At 72.1% G+C, this 22788-nt stretch carries 19 protein-coding genes; 15 read left to right on the forward strand and 4 right to left on the reverse strand.

All coding sequences use genetic code 11. The features are described 5' to 3' along the window. Positions 1-5: 5 nt before the first annotated feature. From ABT004_RS24345 to ABT004_RS24380, 8 genes are all read left to right on the forward strand, one after another. Entirely contained in the window at positions 6-872 is an 867-nt protein-coding gene (locus ABT004_RS24345; protein ID WP_451193255.1) for an ABC transporter permease, read from the forward strand. Then, positions 869-1894, forward strand: a complete 1026-nt coding sequence (locus tag ABT004_RS24350) for an ABC transporter ATP-binding protein (protein ID WP_351340620.1) — start codon at positions 869-871, stop codon at positions 1892-1894. Before ABT004_RS24345 ends, ABT004_RS24350 begins: the two co-directional genes overlap by 4 nt. Continuing rightward, complete coding sequence (locus ABT004_RS24355) at positions 1891-2976, forward strand: ABC transporter ATP-binding protein (RefSeq protein WP_351340623.1); 1086 nt, start codon at positions 1891-1893, stop codon at positions 2974-2976. The genes ABT004_RS24350 and ABT004_RS24355 overlap by 4 nt, the downstream gene beginning before the upstream one ends. Positions 2977-2985: 9 nt before the next feature. Continuing rightward, on the forward strand, positions 2986-4836 hold the full coding sequence (locus tag ABT004_RS24360; protein ID WP_351340626.1) for a gamma-glutamyltransferase family protein: 1851 nt from the start codon (positions 2986-2988) through the stop codon (positions 4834-4836). Between the two features lie 98 nt (positions 4837-4934). Next, complete coding sequence (locus ABT004_RS24365; RefSeq protein ID WP_351340628.1) at positions 4935-5825, forward strand: inositol monophosphatase family protein; 891 nt, start codon at positions 4935-4937, stop codon at positions 5823-5825. 170 nt (positions 5826-5995) lie between these two features. Beyond that, the gene (locus tag ABT004_RS24370) at positions 5996-7420 is read left to right on the forward strand and encodes a phytoene desaturase family protein (RefSeq protein WP_351340662.1); all 1425 of its coding nucleotides are present in this window, start codon (positions 5996-5998) and stop codon (positions 7418-7420) included. Between the two features lie 99 nt (positions 7421-7519). Then, the gene (locus ABT004_RS24375; RefSeq protein ID WP_351340631.1) at positions 7520-8998 is read left to right on the forward strand and encodes an AlkA N-terminal domain-containing protein; all 1479 of its coding nucleotides are present in this window, start codon (positions 7520-7522) and stop codon (positions 8996-8998) included. Between the two features lie 13 nt (positions 8999-9011). Next, a complete protein-coding gene (locus ABT004_RS24380; protein ID WP_351340633.1) occupies positions 9012-9515 on the forward strand; it encodes a methylated-DNA--[protein]-cysteine S-methyltransferase in 504 nt (167 codons plus the stop codon). Here the strand turns inward: ABT004_RS24380 and ABT004_RS24385 are convergent. The 3 genes from ABT004_RS24385 to uriH all read right to left on the reverse strand — a co-directional run bounded on the left by ABT004_RS24385 (position 9512) and on the right by uriH (position 12585). Further along, positions 9512-10117, reverse strand: a complete 606-nt coding sequence (locus ABT004_RS24385) for a dihydrofolate reductase family protein (RefSeq protein WP_351340636.1) — start codon at positions 10115-10117, stop codon at positions 9512-9514. The genes ABT004_RS24380 and ABT004_RS24385 overlap by 4 nt on opposite strands. A 63-nt stretch (positions 10118-10180) precedes the next feature. After that, positions 10181-11623 carry a uridine transporter UriT gene (uriT, locus tag ABT004_RS24390; RefSeq protein ID WP_351340639.1) on the reverse strand — a complete coding sequence of 481 codons (1443 nt, stop codon included), beginning with the start codon at positions 11621-11623 and terminating at the stop codon, positions 10181-10183. Next, complete coding sequence (uriH, locus tag ABT004_RS24395) at positions 11620-12585, reverse strand: uridine-preferring nucleoside hydrolase UriH (RefSeq protein ID WP_351340642.1); 966 nt, start codon at positions 12583-12585, stop codon at positions 11620-11622. Before uriH ends, uriT begins: the two co-directional genes overlap by 4 nt. Before the next feature lie 248 nt (positions 12586-12833). On the opposite strand from uriH, the gene ABT004_RS24400 reads away from it, so the two are divergent. After that, the gene (locus ABT004_RS24400) at positions 12834-13985 is read left to right on the forward strand and encodes a glycerate kinase (RefSeq protein ID WP_351340643.1); all 1152 of its coding nucleotides are present in this window, start codon (positions 12834-12836) and stop codon (positions 13983-13985) included. 205 nt (positions 13986-14190) lie between these two features. Here the strand turns inward: ABT004_RS24400 and ABT004_RS24405 are convergent, their stop codons facing one another. Next, entirely contained in the window at positions 14191-15387 is a 1197-nt protein-coding gene (locus ABT004_RS24405) for an RsbRD N-terminal domain-containing protein (RefSeq protein ID WP_351340646.1), read from the reverse strand. A 289-nt stretch (positions 15388-15676) separates the two neighbouring features. On the opposite strand from ABT004_RS24405, the gene ABT004_RS24410 reads away from it, so the two are divergent. The 6 genes from ABT004_RS24410 (at position 15677) to ABT004_RS24435 (ending at position 22569) form a co-directional block, all read left to right on the forward strand. Next, positions 15677-16516, forward strand: a complete 840-nt coding sequence (locus ABT004_RS24410; RefSeq protein WP_351340664.1) for an ABC transporter ATP-binding protein — start codon at positions 15677-15679, stop codon at positions 16514-16516. Next, positions 16513-17316, forward strand: a complete 804-nt coding sequence (locus ABT004_RS24415) for an ABC transporter ATP-binding protein (protein ID WP_351340648.1) — start codon at positions 16513-16515, stop codon at positions 17314-17316. The genes ABT004_RS24410 and ABT004_RS24415 overlap by 4 nt, the downstream gene beginning before the upstream one ends. Continuing rightward, complete coding sequence (locus ABT004_RS24420; protein WP_351340651.1) at positions 17313-18203, forward strand: branched-chain amino acid ABC transporter permease; 891 nt, start codon at positions 17313-17315, stop codon at positions 18201-18203. The genes ABT004_RS24415 and ABT004_RS24420 overlap by 4 nt, the downstream gene beginning before the upstream one ends. 91 nt (positions 18204-18294) lie before the next feature. Continuing rightward, positions 18295-19320, forward strand: coding sequence for a branched-chain amino acid ABC transporter permease (locus ABT004_RS24425; RefSeq protein ID WP_351340667.1), 1026 nt, complete (start codon positions 18295-18297; stop codon positions 19318-19320). Next, the gene (locus ABT004_RS24430; RefSeq protein WP_351340653.1) at positions 19317-20597 is read left to right on the forward strand and encodes an ABC transporter substrate-binding protein; all 1281 of its coding nucleotides are present in this window, start codon (positions 19317-19319) and stop codon (positions 20595-20597) included. Before ABT004_RS24425 ends, ABT004_RS24430 begins: the two co-directional genes overlap by 4 nt. Positions 20598-20793: 196 nt before the next feature. Beyond that, a complete protein-coding gene (locus ABT004_RS24435) occupies positions 20794-22569 on the forward strand; it encodes an ABC transporter ATP-binding protein (protein ID WP_351340656.1) in 1776 nt (591 codons plus the stop codon). The last annotated feature ends 219 nt before the right edge of the window (positions 22570-22788 follow it).

Raw genomic sequence — 22788 nt, forward strand, 5'->3', positions numbered from 1 at the left:
CCACGCTGGCTCTCACAGGAATACGCACCCGGGCCGCCGGGAACGCCAAGCTGCGCGCCCTGCGCAAGAACAAGCTCGCCATGACCGGCGCCGTCATCGCCGCGATCTTCGTGCTCGCCGCGCTGTTCGCACCGCTCGTCGCCCCGTACGACCCCTCGCGCGCCAACTTCGAGGACGTGCTCGCCGCGCCGAGCTGGGCGCACTGGCTGGGCACCGACGACCTCGGGCGCGACCAGCTGTCCCGCGTCGTGTTCGGGGCCCGCGCCTCGATGCAGGTCGGCGTGCTCGCGGTCGTGCTCGCCTTCGTCGTCGGCGTCCCGCTCGGACTGCTCGCCGGGTACTACGGCAAGGTCGCCGACAGCGTCGTGTCCCGCGTCACCGACACGATGCTCGCCTTCCCGTTCCTGGTCCTGGCCGTCGGCCTCGCCGCCGTCCTCGGCCCCTCGCTCACCAACGCGACCATCGCGATCGGCATCTCGCAGATCCCGGCCGTCATCCGCATCTCCCGCGCCGAGACGCTCCGCCTCAAGCACGTGGACTACGTGGCCGCCGCCGTCGCCAACGGAGGCGGCGACGGCACCATCCTGTTCCGGCACATCCTGCCCAACGCCACGTCGGCGCTGATCGTGCAGGCCACCGTCGGCATCCCCACCGCCATCATCGGCGAGGCCCTGCTCAGCTTCCTCGGCCTCGGCGTGCAGCCGCCCGAGCCGTCCCTCGGCGTGATGCTGTCGTCCGCCCAGGCCTTCCTCGCGCCCGCGCCCTGGATGGCGGTCTTCCCCGGCCTCGCGGTCGTCGCCGCGACGCTGGCGTTCAACCTGCTCGGCGACGGCCTGCGCGACGTCCTCGACCCCCGTGGAGCGACCCGATGACCACTGAGACCCCTGAGATCTCCGACCCCGTCCTCAGCGTCCGGGACCTGTCGGTGTCCTTCCGCTCCGACACCCGCACCGTGCACGCCGTCGACCAGGTCTCCTTCGATCTGCGCGCCGGTGAAGTGCTCGCCGTGGTGGGGGAGTCGGGCTGCGGAAAGTCCGTCACCTCCATGGCCGTCATGGGCCTCCTGCCGCCCACCGCGCACATCAGCGGCTCCGTCCGGATCGGCGAGAAGGAGCTCGCGGGCGCGGACGACAAGGCGTACGGAAAGATCCGCGGCAACGACATCGCGATGATCTTCCAGGAGCCCATGACCTCCCTGAACCCGGTGCTCACCATCGGGCGGCAGATCGGCGAAGTGCTCCGCCGCCACCAGGGTCTCAACAAGAAGCAGGCACGCGTGCGTGCCGTCGAACTGCTCGACCTCGTGGGCATCCCCGCCCCTGCCGAACGCGTCGACGAGTACCCGCACCAGCTGTCCGGCGGCATGCGCCAGCGCGTCATGATCGCCATCGCGGTCGCCTGCGACCCCGCCGTCCTCATCGCCGACGAGCCGACGACCGCGCTCGACGTCACCGTGCAGGCGGGCATCCTGGAGGTGCTCCAGTCGCTGCGTGAGCGGCTCGGCACCGCCATCGTCCTCATCACGCACGACCTCGGCGTGGTGGCCGACACCGCCGACCGCGTGCTCGTCATGTACGCGGGCCGCCCCGTCGAACAGGCGCCGGTGCACGAGCTGTTCGCCGACCCCAAGCACCCGTACACGCGCGGGCTGCTCTCCGCCGTACTGCGGCCCGGCGGCGAGGGCAAGCGGCGGCTCCCCGAGATCCCCGGCCTCGTGCCGAGCCTCGACTCCCAGCCCGACGCCTGCACGTTCGCGCCGCGCTGCGCCCGCGCCGACGACACCTGTACGTCGAGCCGCCCCGGCCTCAAGGCCGTCGCCGCGGACGCCGGGGCCGACGCCCCGCACCGCGCCGCCTGCTGGCACCCGCACACCCTCCAGGAGACCGCGTCATGAGCCCTGCGACCTCTGAGAAGAGCACCACGGCCGCTGAGAAGAGCGCCACGGTGCTCGAACTCGTCGACCTGGAACGGCATTTCGCGGGCTCCGCAGGGACCGTACGCGCCGCCGATGGTGTCACCCTGACCGTCGGGCGCGGCGAGGTCGTCGGCCTCGTCGGCGAGTCCGGCAGCGGCAAGTCGACCGTCGGGCGCTGCGCCGTCCGCCTCGACGACCCCACCGGCGGCACCGTGCGCATCAACGGCACCGACGTCACCACCATGTCGAGGCGCGCCCTGCGGCCGCTGCGCAAGGACTTCCACCTGGTCTTCCAGGACCCGTCCTCCTCGCTCGACCCGCGGATGACCGTCGGCCAGATCATCGCCGAGCCGCTCAAGCTGCACGGCATCGCGAAGGGCGAGGCGGCACGCGCGCGTGCGGCCGAACTCCTCGACCAGGTGGGGCTGCGCCGCGAGCACGCCGACCGGCACCCGCACGAGCTCTCCGGAGGCCAGCGTCAGCGCATCTCCATCGCCCGCGCGCTGTCCGTCGAGCCGGACCTGTTGATCGCCGACGAGCCGACCTCCGCGCTCGACGTTTCCGTACAGGCCTCGGTCCTCAACCTCCTCGCCGACCTGCAACGGGACCGCGGCTTCGGCTGCCTGTTCATCACGCACGACCTCGCGGCCGTCGAGTACCTCGCCGACCGGATCGCCGTCATGTACCTCGGCCAGATCGTCGAACAGGCGCCAACGCGCGAGCTGTTCGCGGACCCGAAGCACCCCTACACGCAGGCGCTGCTCTCGGCGGCGCCCGTCCCGGACCCGACCACGCAGCGCAGCCGCGAACGCATCGTCCTCAGCGGCGAGTTGCCCAGCCCGCTGGCCCCGCCGGCCGGCTGCCGCTTCCACACGCGCTGCCCGCTCGCGGTCGACCGCTGCCGCACCGAGATCCCGGCCCTGCGCACGCTCGAGAGCGGCCGGGAGGTCTCCTGCCACCTCGTCGCGGACGACGGCACGGCCCCGGACGCGGCAGCGCCACCGGCCGCCCTGTCGGCAGCGTCTCGTACGATCCCCAGCACCCGCACCGCCACCAGCTAGGAGCCTTAGTTGTTCACCACCCGCCCGACCCTGCAGGGCACCTTCGGCATGGTGTCCTCCACGCACTACCTCGCCGCCCAGTCCGCGATGGCGGTCCTGGAGGACGGCGGCAACGCCTACGACGCCGCCGTTGCCGCGGGCTTCGTACTGCACGTCGTGGAGCCGCACCTGAACGGACCCGCAGGCGAGGTGCCGATCATCGTGGCGCCGACCGACGGAGACGTACAGGTGCTGTGCGGGCAGGGCGGAGCCCCGGCGGGCGCCACCGTCGCGCACTACAAGTCGCTCGGCCTGGACCTCGTCCCCGGCACCGGACCGCTCGCGGCAGCCGTCCCCGGCGCGTTCGACGCCTGGATGCTCCTCCTGAAGGACCACGGCACCAAGACCCTCGCCGAGGTCCTCAAGTACGCCATCGGGTACGCCGAGGAAGGGCACGCGCCCGTGGAGCGCGTCGGCGAGACCGTCGAGACGGTGCGCGAGCTGTTCGAGACCGAGTGGCCCTCGTCCGCCGAGGTCTACCTCGTCGACGGCAAGTCCCCCAAGCCCGGCGAACTGCTCCGCAACCCGCAGCTCGCCGCCACCTGGAAGCGCGTCATAGCCGAGTCCGAGGAGGCCGGCGGCACCGATCGCGACGCCCAGATCGAGGCCGCCCGGAAGCTGTGGCGCGAGGGCTTCATCGCCGAGGCGCTGGTCCGCCAGTCGCAGCGGCCCACGAAGGACACCAGCGGCGAGCGGCACACCGGCACGCTGGCCGCCGAGGACCTCGCGGGGTGGTCGGCGTCCTACGAGGCCCCGGCGACGTACGAGTGGAACGGCTGGACGCTGTGCAAGGCCGGCGGCTGGAGCCAGGGCCCCGCCTTCCTCCAGCAGCTCGCCCTGCTCCCGCCCGAACTGCCCGCCTACGGGTCCGCCGACTACGTCCACCTGCTCGTCGAGGGCTGCAAGCTCGCGATGGCGGACCGTGAGGCCTGGTACGGCGACGCCGATCCTTCCGGTGTCCCTCTGGACGCGCTGCTGTCGGACGAGTACAACGCCGCGCGCCGCGCCCTCGTCGACCTGGAGAAGGCCTCCCACGAGCTGCGTCCGGGCAGCCCGCTCGGCGCCGAGCCGCGCTTGAGTGCGCACGCCCACGCCGTGGCCGCCGGTGAGGAGGGCTTCGACGCCATGGGTGTCGCGGGCGCGGGCGAGCCGACCGTCGCCAAGAGCCCGACGTCCCCGGTGCCGGGCGAGCCCGACGTGAGCGAGGACGGGCTGACCCGCGGTGACACCTGCCACATCGACATCGTCGACCGCTGGGGCAACATGGTCGCCGCCACGCCCTCCGGCGGCTGGCTCCAGTCCAACCCGGTCGTTCCCGAGCTGGGCTTCCCGCTCGGCACCCGCCTCCAGATGACCTGGCTCGAGGAGGGCCTGCCGAACTCGCTCACGCCCGGCAAGCGCCCCCGCACCACGCTCACCCCGTCCCTCGCCCTGAAGGACGGCGTCCCGGTGATCGCCTTCGGCACCCCCGGCGGCGACCAGCAGGACCAGTGGCAGGTGCACTTCTTCCTCGCCGTGGCGCTGCGCGGGGCGGTGCGCGGCGGGCTCGACCTCCAGGGCGCCATCGACGCCCCGAACTGGCACAACGACTCGTTCCCCGGCTCCTTCTTCCCGCGCGGCATGCGGCCGGGATCGGTCACCGTCGAGTCCCGCATGAACGCGGAGGTCGTCGCCGAGCTGCGCCGCCGCGGCCACGACGTGACCATCGGCGACGCCTGGTCCGAGGGCCGCTTGTGCGCCGTCGCCCGGGACCCGCGCACCGGCGTCCTGTCGGCGGCGGCGAACCCGCGCGGCATGCAGGGCTACGCGGTCGGTCGCTGACCTGCGCCTTTGTCGGTGGCCCCTGGATGTCATCCAGGGGCCACCGGGCGTTCACCTGTCGTGGGGGCGTTGTCAGTGGGCTGTGTTCTCATGGAGACATGATCGAAACGAAGACGGAGAGCATCGAAGACTTTCCGACCACAGAAGAATTTTTGAACACGCACATCAACCACAAGCTCCTGACCGGCGTCGAGGACATCGTCCGCGCCGCCGCGGCCGCCGAGATCACCCCGCGCTTCCGCCGGCTCGGCGCCGACGAGATCGAGGAGAAGAGCGCGCCGCACGACCTCGTGACGGTCGCCGACAAGCGCGCCGAGGAGTACCTCACCCGCGAGCTCGCCGCCCTCCTGCCCGGCTCCGTCGTCGTCGGCGAGGAAGCGGTCGCGGCGGACCCGGCCTCCTACGAGGCGATCCAGGGCAGCGCCCCGGTGTGGATAGTCGACCCCGTCGACGGCACCCGCCAGTTCGTGCACGGCGACCCCGGCTTCTGCACCCTCGTCGCCCTCGCGCTCGACGGCGTGGTGCTCGCCTCCTGGACGTACGCGCCCGCGCTCGACGAGATGGCCGTGGCGGTCCGCGGCCGGGGCGCACGGCTCAACGGAGAGGTGCTGCACGCCGGACCCCCGGCCCCCGGCACCGACCTGCGGGTCGCGACCTCGCACCCCGACTTCACGACCGACGAGCAGAAGCGCTCTCTGCTGGGCCTGTGGACGGACGGCGTCGCGCCGCGCCCGTGCGGTTCGGCGGGCCTGGAGTACCTGGGCATCGCCCGCGGCACGGTGGACGCGATCGCGTTCGGCTGGGAGCTGGCCTGGGACCACGCGGCCGGGATGCTCCTGGTCGAGGAGGCCGGCGGGGCACACCTCACGCGCGCCGGGATCCCGTTCTCGATCCGCGGCGGAAACGCGCTGCCGTTCACCGCGGCGCGGGACGCGGAGACCGCGCGGCGGGTGACGGGATTGCTGGCGGGCCGAGCCGGGGCCTCTTGAGCCTCTTGACCAGCGCCGTGGTTGCGGACTCGGGGCTCTGCCCCGGACCCCGCGCCTCAATCGCCGGCGGGGCTTGGATGGGTGACCCGCGGACCGGCGCTGTCGGTGGCTCGGCATATCCTGTCAGGGCAGTGGCCATCGGCTGACAAAGGAGTCCGAAGGTGCCGTCGATGCTCGATGCCGTCGTGGTGGGTGCGGGGCCGAACGGGCTGACCGCAGCCGTTGAACTGGCCAGGCGCGGCTTCTCCGTTGCCGTGTTCGAGGCCGAGAGCACGGTGGGCGGTGGCGCCCGCACGGAGGAGCTGACGCTCCCCGGCTTCCGCCACGACCCGTGCTCGGCCTCCCACCCGCTGGGCATCAACTCCCCGGCGTTCAGGGACCTCCCCCTGGACCGCTACGGCCTCGACTGGGTCCACCACGAACTGCCGATGGCGCACCCGTTCCCCGACGGCAGCGCGGCCATCCTGTCCCGGTCCGTCGCCGAGACCGCGGCGTCCTTCGGCCCGCGCGACGCGGGCGCGTACCGCCGCCTGATCGAGCCGTTGCTGCCGCACTGGGACGCGCTGGTCAAGGACTTCATGTCGCTGCCGCTCAGCGCGCTGCCCCGCGACCCGGTCACGCTCGCCCGGTTCGGCCTCGTCGGCCTGCCGCCGTCGACGTGGCTGATGCGCCGCTTCCGCGACGAGAAGGCCCCCGCCCTCCTCTCGGGCCTCGTCGCCCACGTCATCGCGCCGCTCGGCGGCTTCGCGACCTCCGCGATCGGCCTGGTCTTCGCCCTCGCCGCGCACGCGCGCGGGTGGCCCGTCGCGCGCGGCGGCTCCCAGTCGATCTCCGACGCCCTCGCCGCCTACCTGAAGGACCTCGGCGGCGCCATCCACACCGACTACGAGGTGAAGCGGCTCGACGACCTGCCGCCCGCCCGCGCCTACATCTTCGACACGTCGCCGAAGGCCCTCGCCAGGATCGCCGGACTCGGCGGCTATTACGACCGCTTCCGGTACGGCGCGAGTGTCTTCAAGGTCGACTACGCGCTCGACGGCCCTGTGCCGTGGACCGCGAAGGAGGCCAGGACCGCGGGGACGGTGCAGGTCGGCCCGTACCAGTCGGACATCGGCAGGGCGCTGAACGCCGCGTCCCGCGAGGGCCGCGGCCCCGAGGCGCCGTTCCTCATCACGGTGCAGCCGACCGTCGCCGACCCCACGCGCGCCCCCGAGGGCAAGCACACGTTCTGGACGTACGGGCACGTGCCGAACGGCTGGGACGGCGACCTCACGGACGCCATTGAGCGCCAACTGGAGCGCTTCGCCCCGGGGTTCAGGGACCTGGTCCTCGCGCGCGCGACGGCGGGCCCGCCCGAACTCGCGGTTCGCAACGCGAACTATGTGGGCGGCGACATCGCGTCCGGCGCGGCCAGCGGTCTCCAGCTCCTGCTGCGCCCCAAGCTGTCCCTCTCCCCGTACACGACGCCGCACCCCGCGGTGTACATCTGCTCCTCGGCCTCCCCGCCGGGGCCGGGCGTCCACGGCATGTCGGGCCACAATGCCGCGAAGGCGGTGTGGAAGCGGCTGCGCCTTTCAAGCCCCGCCGGCGATTGAGGCGCGGGGTCCGGGGCAGAGCCCTGAGGCGTAGGACCGGCCGACGTACATGTCGAATTTCCGCCAGCCACCCGGCTCACCATGCCCGACGCTAGTCACATGCACACCGACACCGACCGTTGCGTACGCGCAGTCCAAGCCAAGGACACCCGGTTCGACGGAGTCTTCTTCACCGCCGTGTTGACGACCCGCATCTACTGCCGCCCCGGCTGCCCGGTCGTGCCGCCCAAGCCGCGCAACATGCGGTTCTACCCGAGCGCCGCCGCCTGCCAGCAGGCCGGATTCCGGGCCTGCAAGCGGTGCCGCCCCGACACCACCCCCGGCTCCCCGGAGTGGAACCGGCGCGCCGACCTCACCGCCCGCGCCATGCGCCTCATCGGCGACGGCGTGGTGGACCGCGAGGGCGTCCCCGGACTCGCCCGCCGCCTCGGCTACAGCGCCCGCCAGATCGAGCGGCAGCTCCTCGCCGAGCTGGGCGCGGGCCCGCTCGCCCTGGCGCGGGCACAACGCGCCCAAACGGCCCGTCTCCTCATCGAGACCAGCCAACTCCCCCTCTCGGACGTGGCGTTCGCCTCCGGCTTCGCCTCGATCCGGGCCTTCAACGACACGGTCCGCGAGGTCTACGCGTTGTCGCCGACGGAGCTGCGGACGCGCGTACCCCAGGGGCGGGCGAGCGCCCCGGGAGTGCTCGCGCTGCGACTGCCGTTCCGCCAGCCCCTCAACCCCGACAACCTCTTCGGCCACCTCGCCGCGACCGCCGTACCCGGCGTGGAGGAGTGGCGCGACGGTTCCTACCGGCGCACCCTCCGCCTGCCGCACGGCCACGGCATCGCGACGCTCACACCGCCGGGCACGCCCACGGCGACGTACGTCGCCTGCCGCCTGATCCTCACCGACCAGCGCGACCTCACTGTGGCCATCAGCCGCTGCCGCCGCATGCTGGACCTGGACGCGGACCCGGTCGCGGTCGACGACCAGCTCCGCACCGACCCGCTCCTGGCGCCACTCGTCGACAAGGCGCCCGGCCGCCGCGTGCCGCGCACCGTCGACGAGGCCGAGTTCGCGGTACGCGCCGTGCTCGGCCAGCAGGTCTCGACGGCAGCCGCCCGCACCCACGCGGCCCGCCTCGTCCTCGCCCACGGTGAACCCGTCGACGACCCCGAGGGCGGCCTCACCCACCTCTTCCCGTCCCCGACGGCCCTCGCCTCCCTCGACCCGGAGTCGCTCGCGCTGCCCCGCAGCCGCCGCACGACTCTCACCACTCTCGTACGCCAACTGGCCGACGGTGAGCTGGTGTTGGGGCCCGAGTCCGACTGGGAAGAGGCCCGCGCCCGGCTCGCCGAGCTGCCCGGATTCGGGCCCTGGACCATCGAGGCGATCGCCATGCGCGCCCTCGGCGACCCGGACGCGTTCCTGCCCACGGACCTCGGAATGCGCCGCGCGGCCCAGGAGTTGGGCCTGCCGCACACCCCGGCGGCGCTGACCGCACGGGCGGCGGCGTGGCGCCCCTGGCGCGCGTACGCGACCCAGTACCTGTGGGCGACCGACGGCCACCCGATCAATTTCCTTCCCGCGTAAGGGGAAACGAGTCATGCAACCGCACAAGCAGCACACGCTCATCGACAGCCCCTACGGCGTCCTCACCCTCGTATCCACCGACGGCACCCTCTCCGGTCTCTACATGGAGGACCAGCGCCACCGCCCGCCGCAGGAGACCTTCGGTACCCGCGACGAGCGCCCGTTCGGTGCGGTCATCGACCAGCTGAACGCCTATTTCCAGGGCGAGTTGACGGAGTTCGAGCTGCCGCTCGACCTCCACGGCACCCCGTTCCAGCGCTCGGTCTGGGCGCAGCTCCAGCGGATCCCGTACGGCGAGACCCGTACGTACGGGGAACTGGCCGAGGCGCTCGGCAAGCCGGCCGCCTCCCGCGCCGTGGGCCTCGCCAACGGCAAGAACCCCGTCGGCGTCATCGTCCCCTGCCACCGAGTCATCGGCGCGAACGGCGACCTCACCGGCTACGGCGGCGGCCTCGACCGCAAGCGCCGCCTGCTGGCCTTCGAGCGCTCCGCCGACACGGCCGCCGCCCTGTTCTAACCCTCGTAGACCCCGTACGACGGCAGTCCCGCCGTGGCGAAGACGTGCACGGACAGGCCGCCCGCGGTGGAGCGCTGACCGATCGGGTGCAGGCCCGCCGGAGTGCCGCCCTCCGGGAACAGGCGGCGGCCCCGGCCGACCACGACGGGCGCGATCGCGAGGCGCAGCTCGTCGACGAGGCCCGCCGCGAGCAGCGACTGCGCGAGCCGTGCGCTGCCGTGGATCTGCAGCTCACGGCCGGGCTGCCGCTTCAGGGCGTCGACCTCGGCGGCGATGTTGCCCGCGAGGATCGTGGTCGGATTCCAGTCGGCCCCGGTCAGGCTCTGCGTGGCGACGTACTTCGGCAGACCGTTCATGATCTTCGCGAAGGGGTGGTCGGTCATCGCAGGCCAGTCCCGCGCGAAGTTCTCGTACGTCCGGCGACCGAACAACAGTCCGTCCGCCTCGCCGAGCCAGCCCTCGGCGATCCCCATGAACTCCTCGTCCACATACGGCACGAACCAGCCGCCGCGCGTGAACCCGTCGCTGGTGTCCTCGTCCGGGGAGCCAGGTCCCTGCGACACACCGTCCAGCGTGAGGAACTCCTGCACCACCAGCTTCATCGCGCACCGCTTCCGTTGGAGGACCGTGCCCCCACCCTGCCGCAGGGCGGGGGCACGCGCAGGTCAGTTCTTCGCTTCCGCGTGCACCGGTTTCGGGATCAGCATCGACGTGAACAGGGCCGCCACGATGAGCACGAGACCCGCGACGACACCGGCGCTGTAGCCGCCGACCGAGGTGCCGTCGGTGGGGGCGACCGAGTCCATCGCCGCGTAGAGGATCACGAAGCTGAGGCCCGAACCGAGGTTGAAGCAGCCCGCGTTGAGGCCCGGCAGGAAGCCGGGGTTCTCGGTCGGGGAGAGCACGATGCCCAGGCCGTTCAGCATGATGTTGGCCATGCCCGCGTACGTGACACCCAGCAGGATCGACACCGCGAGGAGCAGGCCCGAGGAGTCCGTCTGGAGGGTCAGCAGCGCCAGGACGGTGGAGACCGCCGTGGCGATCAGCCCGGTCCGCAGGATGAGGCCGTAGCCGTACGTCGCCGCGAGCCGTCCCGAGATCGGGCCCATGGCCAGGCCCGCGAGCGCGTAGGGGGTGAGCGTCCACCAGGTCGCGCCCTCGGCGCCGAGGCCGAGCCCCACCGAGGTGTCCTGCGCGAAGCCGGGCAGCAGCCCGTTCATGATCGCGAAGACGCCGGTCATGGTGAGCATCGTCGACAGCAGCAGCGACCAGGTGGCGCGGCGCTTCAGCAGATGCGTGGTGACCAGCGGGTGCGGGGAGCGGTTCTCCATCCGCCAGAACGCCCAGAACGCGAGCGCGGCCACGACAAGGAGGCCGATCGCGAGCGGCCAGTTCGCGGCGGCCAGCTTGCCCGCCTCGTTGAAGGCGATCAGGAGCGCGCCGACCGAGATCACCAGGAGCAGCACGCCCGGCCAGTCCATGCGTGGCCGTTCGGCCGCGCGGGATTCCGGGGCCAAGAAGCGTACGAGCAGGGCCGAGACGGCCGCGAAGGCGGTCATGACCCAGAAGATCGACGCGTAGCCGTAGTGCTCGGCGAGGGAGCCGCCCGCGAACGAGTCGACGCCCGCGATGCCGCCGTTGATGGCGGTGACGATGCCCATGAGCGTGCCGTACCGCTTCGGGTCGGGGACCTCGACGCGCAGCATGATCAGGGCGAGCGGGATCGTCGGGCCCGAGGCGCCCTGGATGACACGGCCCACGGCGAGCATCCCGACGGACGTCGCGAGCGCGGAGATCACACACCCGACGGCCATCAGGACCATCATCCCGGTGAGCACCTTGCGGCGGCCGATCAGATCGCCGAGGCGCGGCAGGAACAGCGAGAACAGCGCGGCGGCCGTGAAGAACGCGGTCTGCGTGACACCGATCGCGGACGCGGAGGTGTCGAGTTCGTCCGCCATCGTCGCGAGCGCCGGGCTGAGCATCGAGGCGTTGAGCTGGAAGGCGAAGCTGGCCGCGAGCAGCGCGACCATGAGGGCGCCGATGCGGGCCGGGCGGCCCGCGCCGGGGCCGTCGGCCGCGGAGTGGGGGGAGGCGGCGACGCTCATGCTGCCGGCGCTCCGTCCCCGTCCGGCTCACCGATGCGGACCAGCGCGTCGACCACGAGGTTCCAGAACCGCTCGTGGTCCAGGTCGACGGCGACCTGCGTGTGGCAGTCGTCGGGCGCGGGCGCGCGCAGGTCGGTGACGGTCATACCGAGCGTGAGGGAGCCGCGCAGCTCGACGTCGACGGGCGCCTTGCGGACGGTCATGACGCTCGGGTCGATGACGTACGCGACGGCGCACGGGTCGTGCACGGGCGGGTGCTCGAAGCCCTGGTGCTCGCGGTAGGTCTCGCGGAAGAACTCGAGCAGTTCGAGCACGAACCCCGCGGGCTTCGTGCCGACGGCGGCGATCTTCTTCTCGACCTCGGGGGTGGCGAGCGCCTGGTGGGTGAGGTCGAGCCCGACCATGGTGACCGGCCACGGTTCGTTGAAGACGATGTGCGCGGCCTCGGGGTCGATCACGATGTTGAACTCGGCGACCGGGCTCCAGTTGCCCTCGTGGTAGCCGCCGCCCATGAGCACGACCTCGCGCACCCGCTCGACGATGCGGGGCTCCTTGCGGGCGGCGAGTGCGATGTTCGTGAGGCCCGCGGTCGGCACGATGGTGATCTCACCGGGCTCGTGCGCCATCACCGTGTCGATGATCAGGTCCACCGCGTGCCGCTCGTCGAGCTCGAACAGCGCGTCCTGGAGCGCGGGTCCGTCGAGTCCCGTGTCGCCGTGGATCTCGGGCGCGGTCTCGATCGTACGGATCAGGGGCCGCGGGCAGCCCGCCGCGAACGGCACCCCGGTGATTCCGGCGATCGCCGCGACGGAGAGGGCGTTGCGCGTCACCTTCTCGAGGGTCTGGTTGCCGACGACGGTGGTCACGGCGACGAGGTCGATGTCGGGGTTGCCGTGCGCGAGCAGCATGGCGACCGCGTCGTCGTGACCCGGGTCGCAATCGAGGATGATCTTCCTGGCCAACGGTTCGAGCCCCTTTGCTCTGGTTACGGAAACTGTCCACGGAAACATCCCTTGCCGCCACGCGAGATGTCAACGCGCGTAGATGTGAGAAAGATCGAGAATTCCAGGTGACGGAAGGGGGCGTTCCGGTGGGACGTCGCCGGTCCGCGGGCCGGACGGCCATGGGCAGCGGGCCCCTCCTGCGGTTAAGGTCGCAGCGGCGCGACTGCCTTGCCTCGTGCAAGGCGCAACAGCAAGGGGAGAGCAAGGTGGCGGACGCTGCACAGGCCGCGCGGCACGTGTTGATCGCGGCGGACAAGTTCAAGGGCTCGCTCACCGCCGTGCAGGTCGCACAGCGGGTGACGGCGGGTCTGCACCGTGTCGCGCCCGAGGTCACGGTGGAGTCCGTGCCGGTCGCGGACGGCGGGGACGGGACGGTGGCGGCGGCGGTCGCCGCCGGGTTCGAGCGCCGCGAGGTCCCGGTGACCGGGCCCCTCGGCGAGCCGGTCGTCGCGGCGTACGCGCTGCGCGAGGGCACGGCCGTCGTGGAGATGGCGGAGGCATCGGGCCTTCAACTCCTCCCCGAGGGCGAGTTCGCGCCGCTGACGGCGACGACGTACGGGTCCGGCGAGGTGATCACCGCCGCGCTCGACGCCGGGGCGCGCTCGATCGTGTTCGGCGTGGGCGGCAGCGCCACGACGGACGGCGGTGCGGGGATGCTGGCCGCGCTCGGCGCGCGGCTCCTCGACGCGGAGGGCGAGCCGGTCGGACCCGGCGGTGGCGCGCTCGCGAACCTCGCTTCGGCCGATCTGTCGGGGCTCGACGCACGCCTTGCCGAGGTCGACCTCGTCCTGGCGAGCGACGTCGACAACCCGCTGACCGGGCCGAAGGGCGCGCCCGCGATCTACGGTCCGCAGAAGGGCGCCACCCCGGAGAACATCGCCGAGCTGGACACCGCGCTCACCCACTTCGCCAAGGTGCTCTCCGAGTCGATCGGGCCGAAGGCGCTCGAGTACGCGGAGTCGCCGGGAGCCGGCGCCGCGGGTGGCATCGGGTACGGGGCGCTGGTCGGACTCGGCGCGAGCTTCCGGCCCGGTATCGAGGTCATGCTCGACGTCCTCGGCTTCGCGCCCGCGCTGGAGCGGGCCGAACTCGTGATCACCGGCGAGGGTTCGCTGGACGAGCAGACGCTGCACGGCAAGGCGCCCGCGGGTGTCGCCGCGGCGGCCCGGGCGGCGGGCGTCGAGGTCGTCGCGGTCTGCGGCCGCCTGGCCCTCCCCGCGGAGGCCCTCGGCCGGGCGGGTATCCGCCGGGCGTACGCACTCACCGACGTGGAGCCGGACGTGTCCCGCTGCATCGCCGAGGCGGGCCCCATCCTGGAGTCCGTGGCGGAACGCATCGCGACGGACTTCTTGCGCTGAGCCGGGGGTCTCGGCTGTACCGGGGTCGGCGCCACTGGTGATGGGTGCGCGGCACCGTGGCGCCGCCTTGCCCACCCTGCCGCCCAAGGCGGAGCGGCACCATCAAGCCCGGGCTGGCAAATTCAAGCCCCGCCGGCGTTTGAGGCGCATCTTTCGAGCCCCTGCGGCGATTGAGCGGCGGGGTCCGGGGCGGAGCCCCGTGGCCTCACCCCGGTGACAAGCGGTACGCGTCGAGCGCCAAGGTCATCTCCATCAGATCCCGCGGCCTCGACAGCGACCGCGACGTCAACTGCTCCAGCCTCCGCAGCCGGTTGAAGACCGTGTTGCGGTGGCAGTAGAGCCGCCCCGCCGCCCGCCCCGCCGACCCCTCGCACGCCAGCCACGCGTCCAACGTCTCCAACAGGACTGCCCGGTCGGCCGGTTCCAGGGTCAGCAGCTCGCCGAAGACCCCGGACACCAGCCGCTGGGCCAGGTCCGGCTGGCTCACCACCAGGGCCGTCGGCATCCGCTCGTCCAGGCGCACCACCCCCGTCGTCTCCGGAGGACAGGTGCGCAGCGCGAGCTCGGCCAGGCGGCGGGCGTGGCCGAGCTCGGCGAGCCCCTTGACGACAGGGCTGACCCCGCCCGGCCCCGGACAGCGGCCGTCGAGCAGCGCCGCCAGATCGTCCAGCGTGCGCCCCGCCCCGAGCGCCGCAACCCCCACCTCGCAGTCCGCCCGCATCCGCCACACGAACCGGCACCGCGGGTCCTGGATCCGCCGGTGGAACGCCTCGCGCCCGCCCTGTCGCTCCACCCGGAGCACGACGACGGCGTACGGGCCGTGCTCGGGCAGGTCGAGACCGGCCGCCGCGCGCGCCGCGAGGCCCGGCGCCGGACGGCCGTCGAGGAGCGCGTCGAGCAGCGCCTGCGTCTGCTCGTCGGTACGGCGCCGCAGCTCCAACTCCGTTGCCCGGTACGACTCCGAGGCCGCCTCGGCCTGCGCGTCGACCGCCGCCCACACCATCGTCGCCGACCGCATCAGAGCCTTCAGCCGCGCCGGTTCGCCGCCCGCGCTCTCCATCAGGGCGTCCCAGACGAGGTAGCCGGCGTTGCGGTAGGCGTGGATCAGGAGATCGAGCGGCAGTCCCTGCCCGGCCCGGCGCCGGCCCGCGTCCTCGGCGTACTCCAGGTCCCTGCGCGCCGAGTCGCGCGGCGCCGAGATCGTCTCGACGCCGATGCGCATCGCCTGCTCGGCCTCCCGCCACTGGTCGTCGTAGGGCAGCACGCGCGCGTAGACGTCCGAGTACGCGAAGAGCTGCCGCAGATGCTCGTCGACGAGCTCCGGCACCCGCTCGAGCAGCGTGCCGCAGGCCTCCTTCAGCAGCTTCCAGTCCTGCCCCGTGCGGTGTTTGCGTGCGCCCATCGCCCCTCCCCAACTACGCGTAAAGCGGCGGCAAAGGACCGACTTGCCTGTGCGGAGGATGCCACCCGCCCCGCGTCCCCGGCAGGCCCCTGACACGCGGTCTTGTGCGCGGGCACAACCGGGGCGGGCGGGCGCTGGGCCCGCGCAGCGATTCGGGGGCCGCCCGTGGACGGGCCGTCCGTGCGGTGCTGTCGTGAGCGCCACCGGTCCAGGACCACCGGGCCAGGGAGGGACGCACACAGTGACCGATGTGAGCAGGACAGAAGAACCAGGGCTTGTCGTCGACGACATGTCCGTCGGCTACGGGCCCGTCCGCGCGCTGCGCGGTGTGAGCCTGGAGGTGCCGGCGCGCTCCGTCGTCGCGGTGCTCGGCGGCAACGGCGCGGGCAAGACGACGCTGCTGCGAGCCGTGTCGCGCACCCTCGGCTTCCACGGCGGGGCGGTGACGTCCGGCACGGTGGACTTCGGCGGGAATGGGGTCTCCCCTGCTCGAACGGAGTTGAGAGCTCGGGGAAGGATCGGCGGTCTGTCCGCCGACCGTGTGGTCGCCGCCGGGATCTGCCAAGTCCCGGAGGGACGGCGGGTGTTCGCGCGGATGACCGTCGCGGACAATCTGCGGGCCGGGGCGCTCGGCTCGCACGGTTCGCGGGCCGACAAAGCGGCGGCGCTGCGGCGCGTGCACGAACTGTTCCCCGTGCTCGCCGACCGGGCGCAGCAGCGGGCGGGCCTGCTGTCCGGCGGCGAGCAGCAGATGCTAGCGGTGGGCCGCGCCCTGATGGCCGGGCCGAAACTGCTGCTCCTGGACGAACCCTCGCTGGGCCTCGCCCCGTTGATGGCCGCCCGGATCGCCGACACGATCCGCGAGATCAACGCGCAGGGCGACCGCTCGGTCTCCGTACTCCTCGTCGAACAGAACGCGGCGCTTGCGCTGCGGCTCGCCTCGTACGCGTACGTCCTGGAGGTCGGCGAGATCACCCTGCACGGCCGCGCCGACGAACTCGCCGGATCCGACGAGGTACGCCGCCGCTACCTGGGCGTGGTCGACGAGACGGCCGCGTCGGACGCCGCGGCCGCCACCGGCGGTGCCGCGCACCCGCCGACGCTGAGCCGCTGGGGAGGCACGCAATGACCGACGTACCGCCCCTGTACGTAAGGGACTTGACCGTACGGTTCGCCGGCCTCACCGCCCTCGACTCCATCGGCCTGACCGTCGAACCGGGCACGGTGCACGCCGTCATCGGACCGAACGGCGCGGGCAAGTCCACCACCTTCAACGTCCTGTCCGGCGTCTATCGGGCCACCTCCGGCACCGTCCACCTCGGCGAGCACGAACTCACCGGCCTGCCCCCGCACCGCATCGCCGAACTCGGCGTCGCCCGCACCTTCCAGAACCTCGCCCTGCCACCGCACGCCACGGTCGCCGACAGCCTGCTGCTCGGCCGGCACCGGCTGACCCGTGCGGGCTTCGTCGCGGCGGGCCTGCGCCTGCCGTCGGCGGCCCGCGAGGAACGCGCCCACCGTGAACGGGCCAGGGAGATAGCCGAGTTCGTCGGTATCGCCGATCAACTCGCCACCCCCACCGGCTCGTTGCCCTACGGCGCGCAGAAGCTCGCCGAACTCGCCCGCGCCCTGTGCATGGAGCCGCGGCTCCTCCTCCTCGACGAGCCCGTCGCCGGCATGACCGCCGACGAACGCCGCCGCACCGCCGCCGTCATCGCGGGCGTCCGCGACAGCCTCGGCATCTCGATCGTCCTGGTCGAACACGACATGGGCGTCGTCATGCGGCTCGCCGACGAGGTGACCGTCCTCGACTTCGGCCGCCGCATCGCGGGCGGGCCCCCGGAGCGCGTGCAGAACGACCCGGCGGTCGTCCAGGCATACCTGGGCGCGCCCGACGACTCGCGGGACCACACCGGAGGGGCCGTATGACCACGTTTCTCGAACTCCTCATCAACGGCGTCTCCATGGGCTCCGTCTACGCCCTCATCGCGCTCGGCTTCGTCGTCATCTTCCGGGCCACCGAGGTTGTCAACTTCGCCCACGCTTCGCTGCTGCTCGCCGGCGGCTACGTCATCGCGTCGCTCCACGACAACATCGGGTTCTGGCCCGCCGTCGGTGTCGGCATCGCGGCCGCGGCCGTCGTCGGCGCCGCCGTCGAGTTCCTCGTGATGCGGCGCTACCGGGGACGCGACCACAGCGTCCTCGCCATCGTCACCATCGGCGTCGACATCCTCCTGACCACCGAACTCACCCGCCGCCTCGGCACGGACGTGCTCGCCATGGGGGACCCGTGGGGCGATGCCGTGCTCACCGTCGGCGGGGTCTCCATCGCACACACCCGGATCGCCGCGCTCGCGGCGGCGGCCCTGCTCATCACCGCGTTCCTGCTCACGTTCCGCTACACCTCGTGGGGCGTCGCGATGCGCGCCGCCGCCGAGAGCAGCGAGACCGCCGCGCTGATGGGCGTACGGCTCGGGCGGGTGTCGCTCGGCGCATGGGCGGTGGCGGGCGGGCTCGCGGCCGTCGCGGCGCTGTTCCTGACCGTGTTCCCGACGCCGGGCCTCGAACGGGCCACGTCACTGGCCGCGTTGAAGGCCTTCCCCGCCGCGATCCTCGGTGGGCTCGACTCCACCACCGGCGCGCTCGTCGGCGGCCTCATCGTCGGCGTCACCGAGTCCCTCGCCGCCGGCTACCAGAGCGAACTCGCCTTCATGGGCCGCGGCCTCGGCGACCTCGCGCCCTATCTCGTGATGACCGTGATCCTGCTGCTGCGGCCCTCGGGGCTCTTCGGGACGAAGGAGCTCGCCCGTGTCTGACGTACTCGCCTCGGATGCCACACGAGCCAAGCCACGCACTACGTACGGCAGTTCACTTCGCGTCCTCCTCTCGCGACGCCGTACGTACGTCATCGCGGCCTGCGCCCTCCTGCTGCTCGCCCTGCCGTTCTACCTGGAGCGCTTCTGGTTGCAGGCGGGCCTGTTCGCCATGGCCGCCGCCATCGGTGCCATCGGGCTCAACCTGCTGACCGGCGCGACCGGGCAGCTCTCCATGGGCCACGCCTTCTTCCTCGCCGTCGGCGCCTACGGGTACTGCGTGTTCGCGGGGGAGCGGGGGCAGACCCTTAACGGGCTCGGCCTTCCGTCGTGGCTGGCCGCCGTGCTCGCGGTGCTCGTCGCGGGTGTCGCGGGCGGCCTGTTCAGCCCCATCGCGGGCCGCCTCAAGGGCGCGTACCTCGGCATCGCGACCCTCGCCCTGATCTTCATCGGGCAGCACGTCCTGTTCAACGCCGAGGACCTGACGGGCGGCGCGAACGGGCGCGACGTACCCGCCATGAGCCTGTTCGGCCTCACCTTCGACGAAAGTCAACTCACGGTCGCGGGCGTGCCGTTCGGCGCCTCCGAGAAGCTCTGGTACCTGGGCCTTCTGCTCACGCTCGGCTGCGGACTCTTCGCCCGCGGCGTGCTGCGCGGACGGCCGGGGCGCGCCCTCAACGCGATCCGCGACCACCGGATCGCGGCCGGGGTACTCGGCGTGCCGGTCGCCCGCTACCGCGGCTTCGTCTTCGTGCTGTCGTCGATGTATGCGGGCCTCGCGGGCGTCCTGCTCGCCCTGGTCTTCCAGCGCACCGTGCCCGACTACTTCGGCATCACGCTCTCCCTCGAATACCTCGCCATGATCGTCATCGGCGGCCTCGGATCCGTGGCGGGCGCCGTCGTCGGCGCGGCCTTCGTCTCGCTGCTGCCGCAACTGCTCACCCGCTACAGCGACGCCCTGCCCCTCGTCTCCGCCCCCGGCACGGGCGGTGTGGCCCCCGGCGAGGCGTCCCGCTATCTGTACGGCGCCGCCGTCGTGGCGGTGGTCCTTTTCCTACCCGGCGGACTTGTGCGGCTTTCCGCCCTGCGCGCCAGGAAACACCCTCAGGAGGACGCATGACCCGATCTCATTCGCACCGCCGCACCCGAACGCTCACGGTGACCGCCGTGGCCGCCCTGCTCGCGCTGACCGCCGCGTGCAGCTCCAAGGCCGAGGACGGCGGGGGCGGCGACAAGCAGAGCGCCGGCGGCATCAAGACCGGCAAGGGCATCACCGGCAAGACGATCAACCTCGGCGTCCTCACCGACATGACCGGCGTCTACGCGACGCTCGGCAAGAGCGTCACCCAGGCGCAGCAGCTGTACGTGAAGCAGTTCAACGCAGCGGGTGGCGCCTGCGGTTACAAGGCCAAGCTCACCGTGCGCGACCACGGCTACGACCCGCAGAAGGCCGTCGCCGGTTACACGGAGCTCTCACCCGACGTGCTCGGCTTCCCGCAGTTCCTCGGCTCGCCGTTCGTGGCCGCCGTCAAGAGCCGCATCGGCCAGGACAAGGCCCTCGTACTGCCGCAGGCCTGGTCGGCACACCTGCTCGGCAGCCCGTACGTGCGCGTCATCGGCTCGACGTACGACATCGAGACGATCAACGCGATCGACTTCCTGATGAAGGAGAAGGGCCTGAAGAAGGGCGACAAGCTCGGCCACGTCTACTTCGAGGGCGACTACGGCGAAAACGCGCTCCAGGGCTCCCAGTACATGGCGAAGGAGGCCGGGCTCACCGTCGTCGAGCAGAAGATCAAGCCGACCGACAACGACATGACCGCGCAGGTCTCCGCCCTGAAGAAGGCCGGCGTCAAGGGCGTCGTGATCAGCGCGGGCCCGCGCCAGGCGGCCTCCCTCGTCGGCGTCGCGGCCGCGGCGAAGCTGAACGCGCCCATCATCGGCAACAACTCGGCCTACTCTCCCCAGCTGTTGGGAACCCAGGCGGCCCCGGCCCTCCTGAAGAACTATTGGGTCGCCTCCCCGTCGCTGCCCATCGGCGCGGACACCCCGGAGGCGAAGAAGCTCGTCGCCGACTACAAGGAGGCGTACCCGAAGGACTCGCTCGACAACGGCGTCGTCGCGGGCTGGACCGCCGCGGCCGTGTTCGGCGAGGCCCTGAAGAAGGCCTGCGAGGGCAAGGACCTCACACGGGAGGGCGTCGACAAGGCCCTGTTGTCCCTGAGCGACTTCGAGAACGGCTTCGGCGTCACCCAGGACTTCAGCGCCCCGAAGGCCCCGTCCTCACACGAATCGGTGATCCTCCAGCCCGACAAGTCGGCGGTCGGCGGCATGAAGGTCGTCCGTCAGCCGTCCGAGTCCGAGGAGGCCAAGGGCTTTACACCCAAGGCGAGTTGACGACCGCGTGTATCGGCCGCGCCAGGCGCGCACGGCTGCGCCCGGCCCGGCCGATACACATACGGTCACCCCGAAAACACGTGGACCGCCGACACGTCGCCACGGGACACTCCGATGTCCGGCCCCACCTCACGGCCGGAAACCCACACCCCTCCAACACCCAAGGGACGGGATCGGATTGACCTCATTGCGCGAAGTGCCACCGAGCCGCGGTTCGGTACTGCTCGCACTCCGCTACTACGGACGGGAGCTGGCGCGGGCGCGCCGGTTCGCGGTCCCCGCGATGCTGCTGCCCGCGCTCGGCAACATCGGCCTCTTCTACCTGGCGCCGCTCGTCGTCGCCAAGCTCGTCGGCCACCTCGCCGACGGCGGCGAGCGCACCGTTCACGCGATGCTGCCGTACGTCCTCACCTTCGCCGGCGTGCTCCTTGCCGCCGAGGCGCTGTGGCGCATCGGATTCCACTGCATCAATCGGCTCGAGGCGGGCGCCATCTCGCGCCTGTACGTGATCGGCATGGACGAGCTGTACGCGAAGGACGCCACGTTCTTCCACGACAACTTCGCCGGCTCGCTCACCAAGCGCGTCCTGAGCTTCGCCTCCCGCTTCGAGGAGTTCGCCGACGTACTGATCTTCAACGTGATGGCCAGCTTCGTACCGATCATCTTCGGTTCGGTCGTGCTGTGGCGGTACGAGCCCTGGCTCGTCGTCGTACTCCTGGCGATGATCGCGATCACCGGCCTGTGCGTACGGCCCCTGATCCGGCGCCGCCAGAAGCTGGTCAACGCGCGCGAAGCGGCCTTCACCCACATGTCGGGGCACGTCGCCGACAGCCTGATGAACATGGAGACGGTCCGCGCCTTCGCCGCAGAGGAGCGCGAGGCCGCCGAGCACCGGGAGCGGGTCGCGGACGCGCGCGGCCACATCCTGCGGGCCTGGGACTACGGCAACCTGCGCGTGGACACCGTCGTCGCCCCGCTCTCCGTGCTGACCAACGCCGTCGGACTCCTGCTGGCCGTCGCCCTCGCGGGCCGCGGCCAGGGCGTCGAGGCGATCGTCGTCGCGTTCACGTACTTCAGCAACGCGACGCGGATCATGTTCGAGTTCAACCAGATCTACCGCCGCCTTGAGCGTGCCATGACGGAGGCGGCCCAGTTCACCGAGCTGCTGCGGGACGAGCCGAAGGTGCTCGACCCGGCCGAGCCCGAGGAGCCGCAGGAGACCTCGGCCGCCGCCGTCCGATTCGAGCGGGTCGCGTACACGCACGCGGGCGCGGAGCCGCTGTTCACCGGGCTCGACCTGACCGTGCCCGGCGGCACGCGGCTCGGCCTCGTCGGCCGCTCAGGAGGTGGCAAGACAACACTCACCCGGCTCCTCCTGCGGATGATGGACATCGACGGCGGCCGGATCCTGATCGACGGCCAGGACATCTCCAAGCTGCGCCAGGCCGACCTGCGGTCCCTGATCGCGTACGTCCCGCAGGACCCGGCCATGTTCCACCGCAGCCTGCGCGAGAACATCGCCTTCGCCCGGCCGGGGGCGAGCGCGGCGGAGGTCCGCGAGGCGGCGGAGGCGGCACACGTCGCCGAGTTCGCGGACGCGCTGCCGGAAGGGTTCGACACGATGGTCGGGGAGCGCGGCATCAAGCTCTCCGGCGGCCAGCGCCAGCGGGTCGCGCTCGCCCGCGCGATCCTGCGGGACGCCCCGATCCTCCTTCTGGACGAGGCGACCAGCGCGCTCGACTCGGAGAGCGAGCTGCTGGTACAGGAGGCGCTCTGGCGCCTCATGGAAGGCCGGACGGCCCTGGTGGTCGCCCACCGCCTCAGCACCGTGGCCGGCATGGACAACCTGGTCGTCCTCGACCACGGCCGCATCGTGGAACAGGGCACCCACGAGCACCTCCTCGCCGCCCACGGCACCTACGCCAAACTCTGGCACCACCAATCGGGAGGCTTCTTGCAAGAGGCCGCCTGAGGGCGGCACCGGTGCTGAGCCATACCGAGGGCGCTGCCCGCGCCGGGGCGCCGCCTTGCCCACCCTGCCGCCCAAGGCGGCAGATTGCCCAAGGCGCGACGGCGACGGTCAGCACCGGTATTTCAAGCCCCTGCGGCGATTGAGCAGCGGGGTCCGGGGCGGAGCCCCGAGGCGTCAACCACGGTGCCGGTGACACGTAAAAAGGCGGTGGGCCCGAAC

It is taken from the genome of Streptomyces sp. NPDC002790 (genome assembly GCF_040295505.1).
GTDB lineage: Bacteria > Actinomycetota > Actinomycetes > Streptomycetales > Streptomycetaceae > Streptomyces.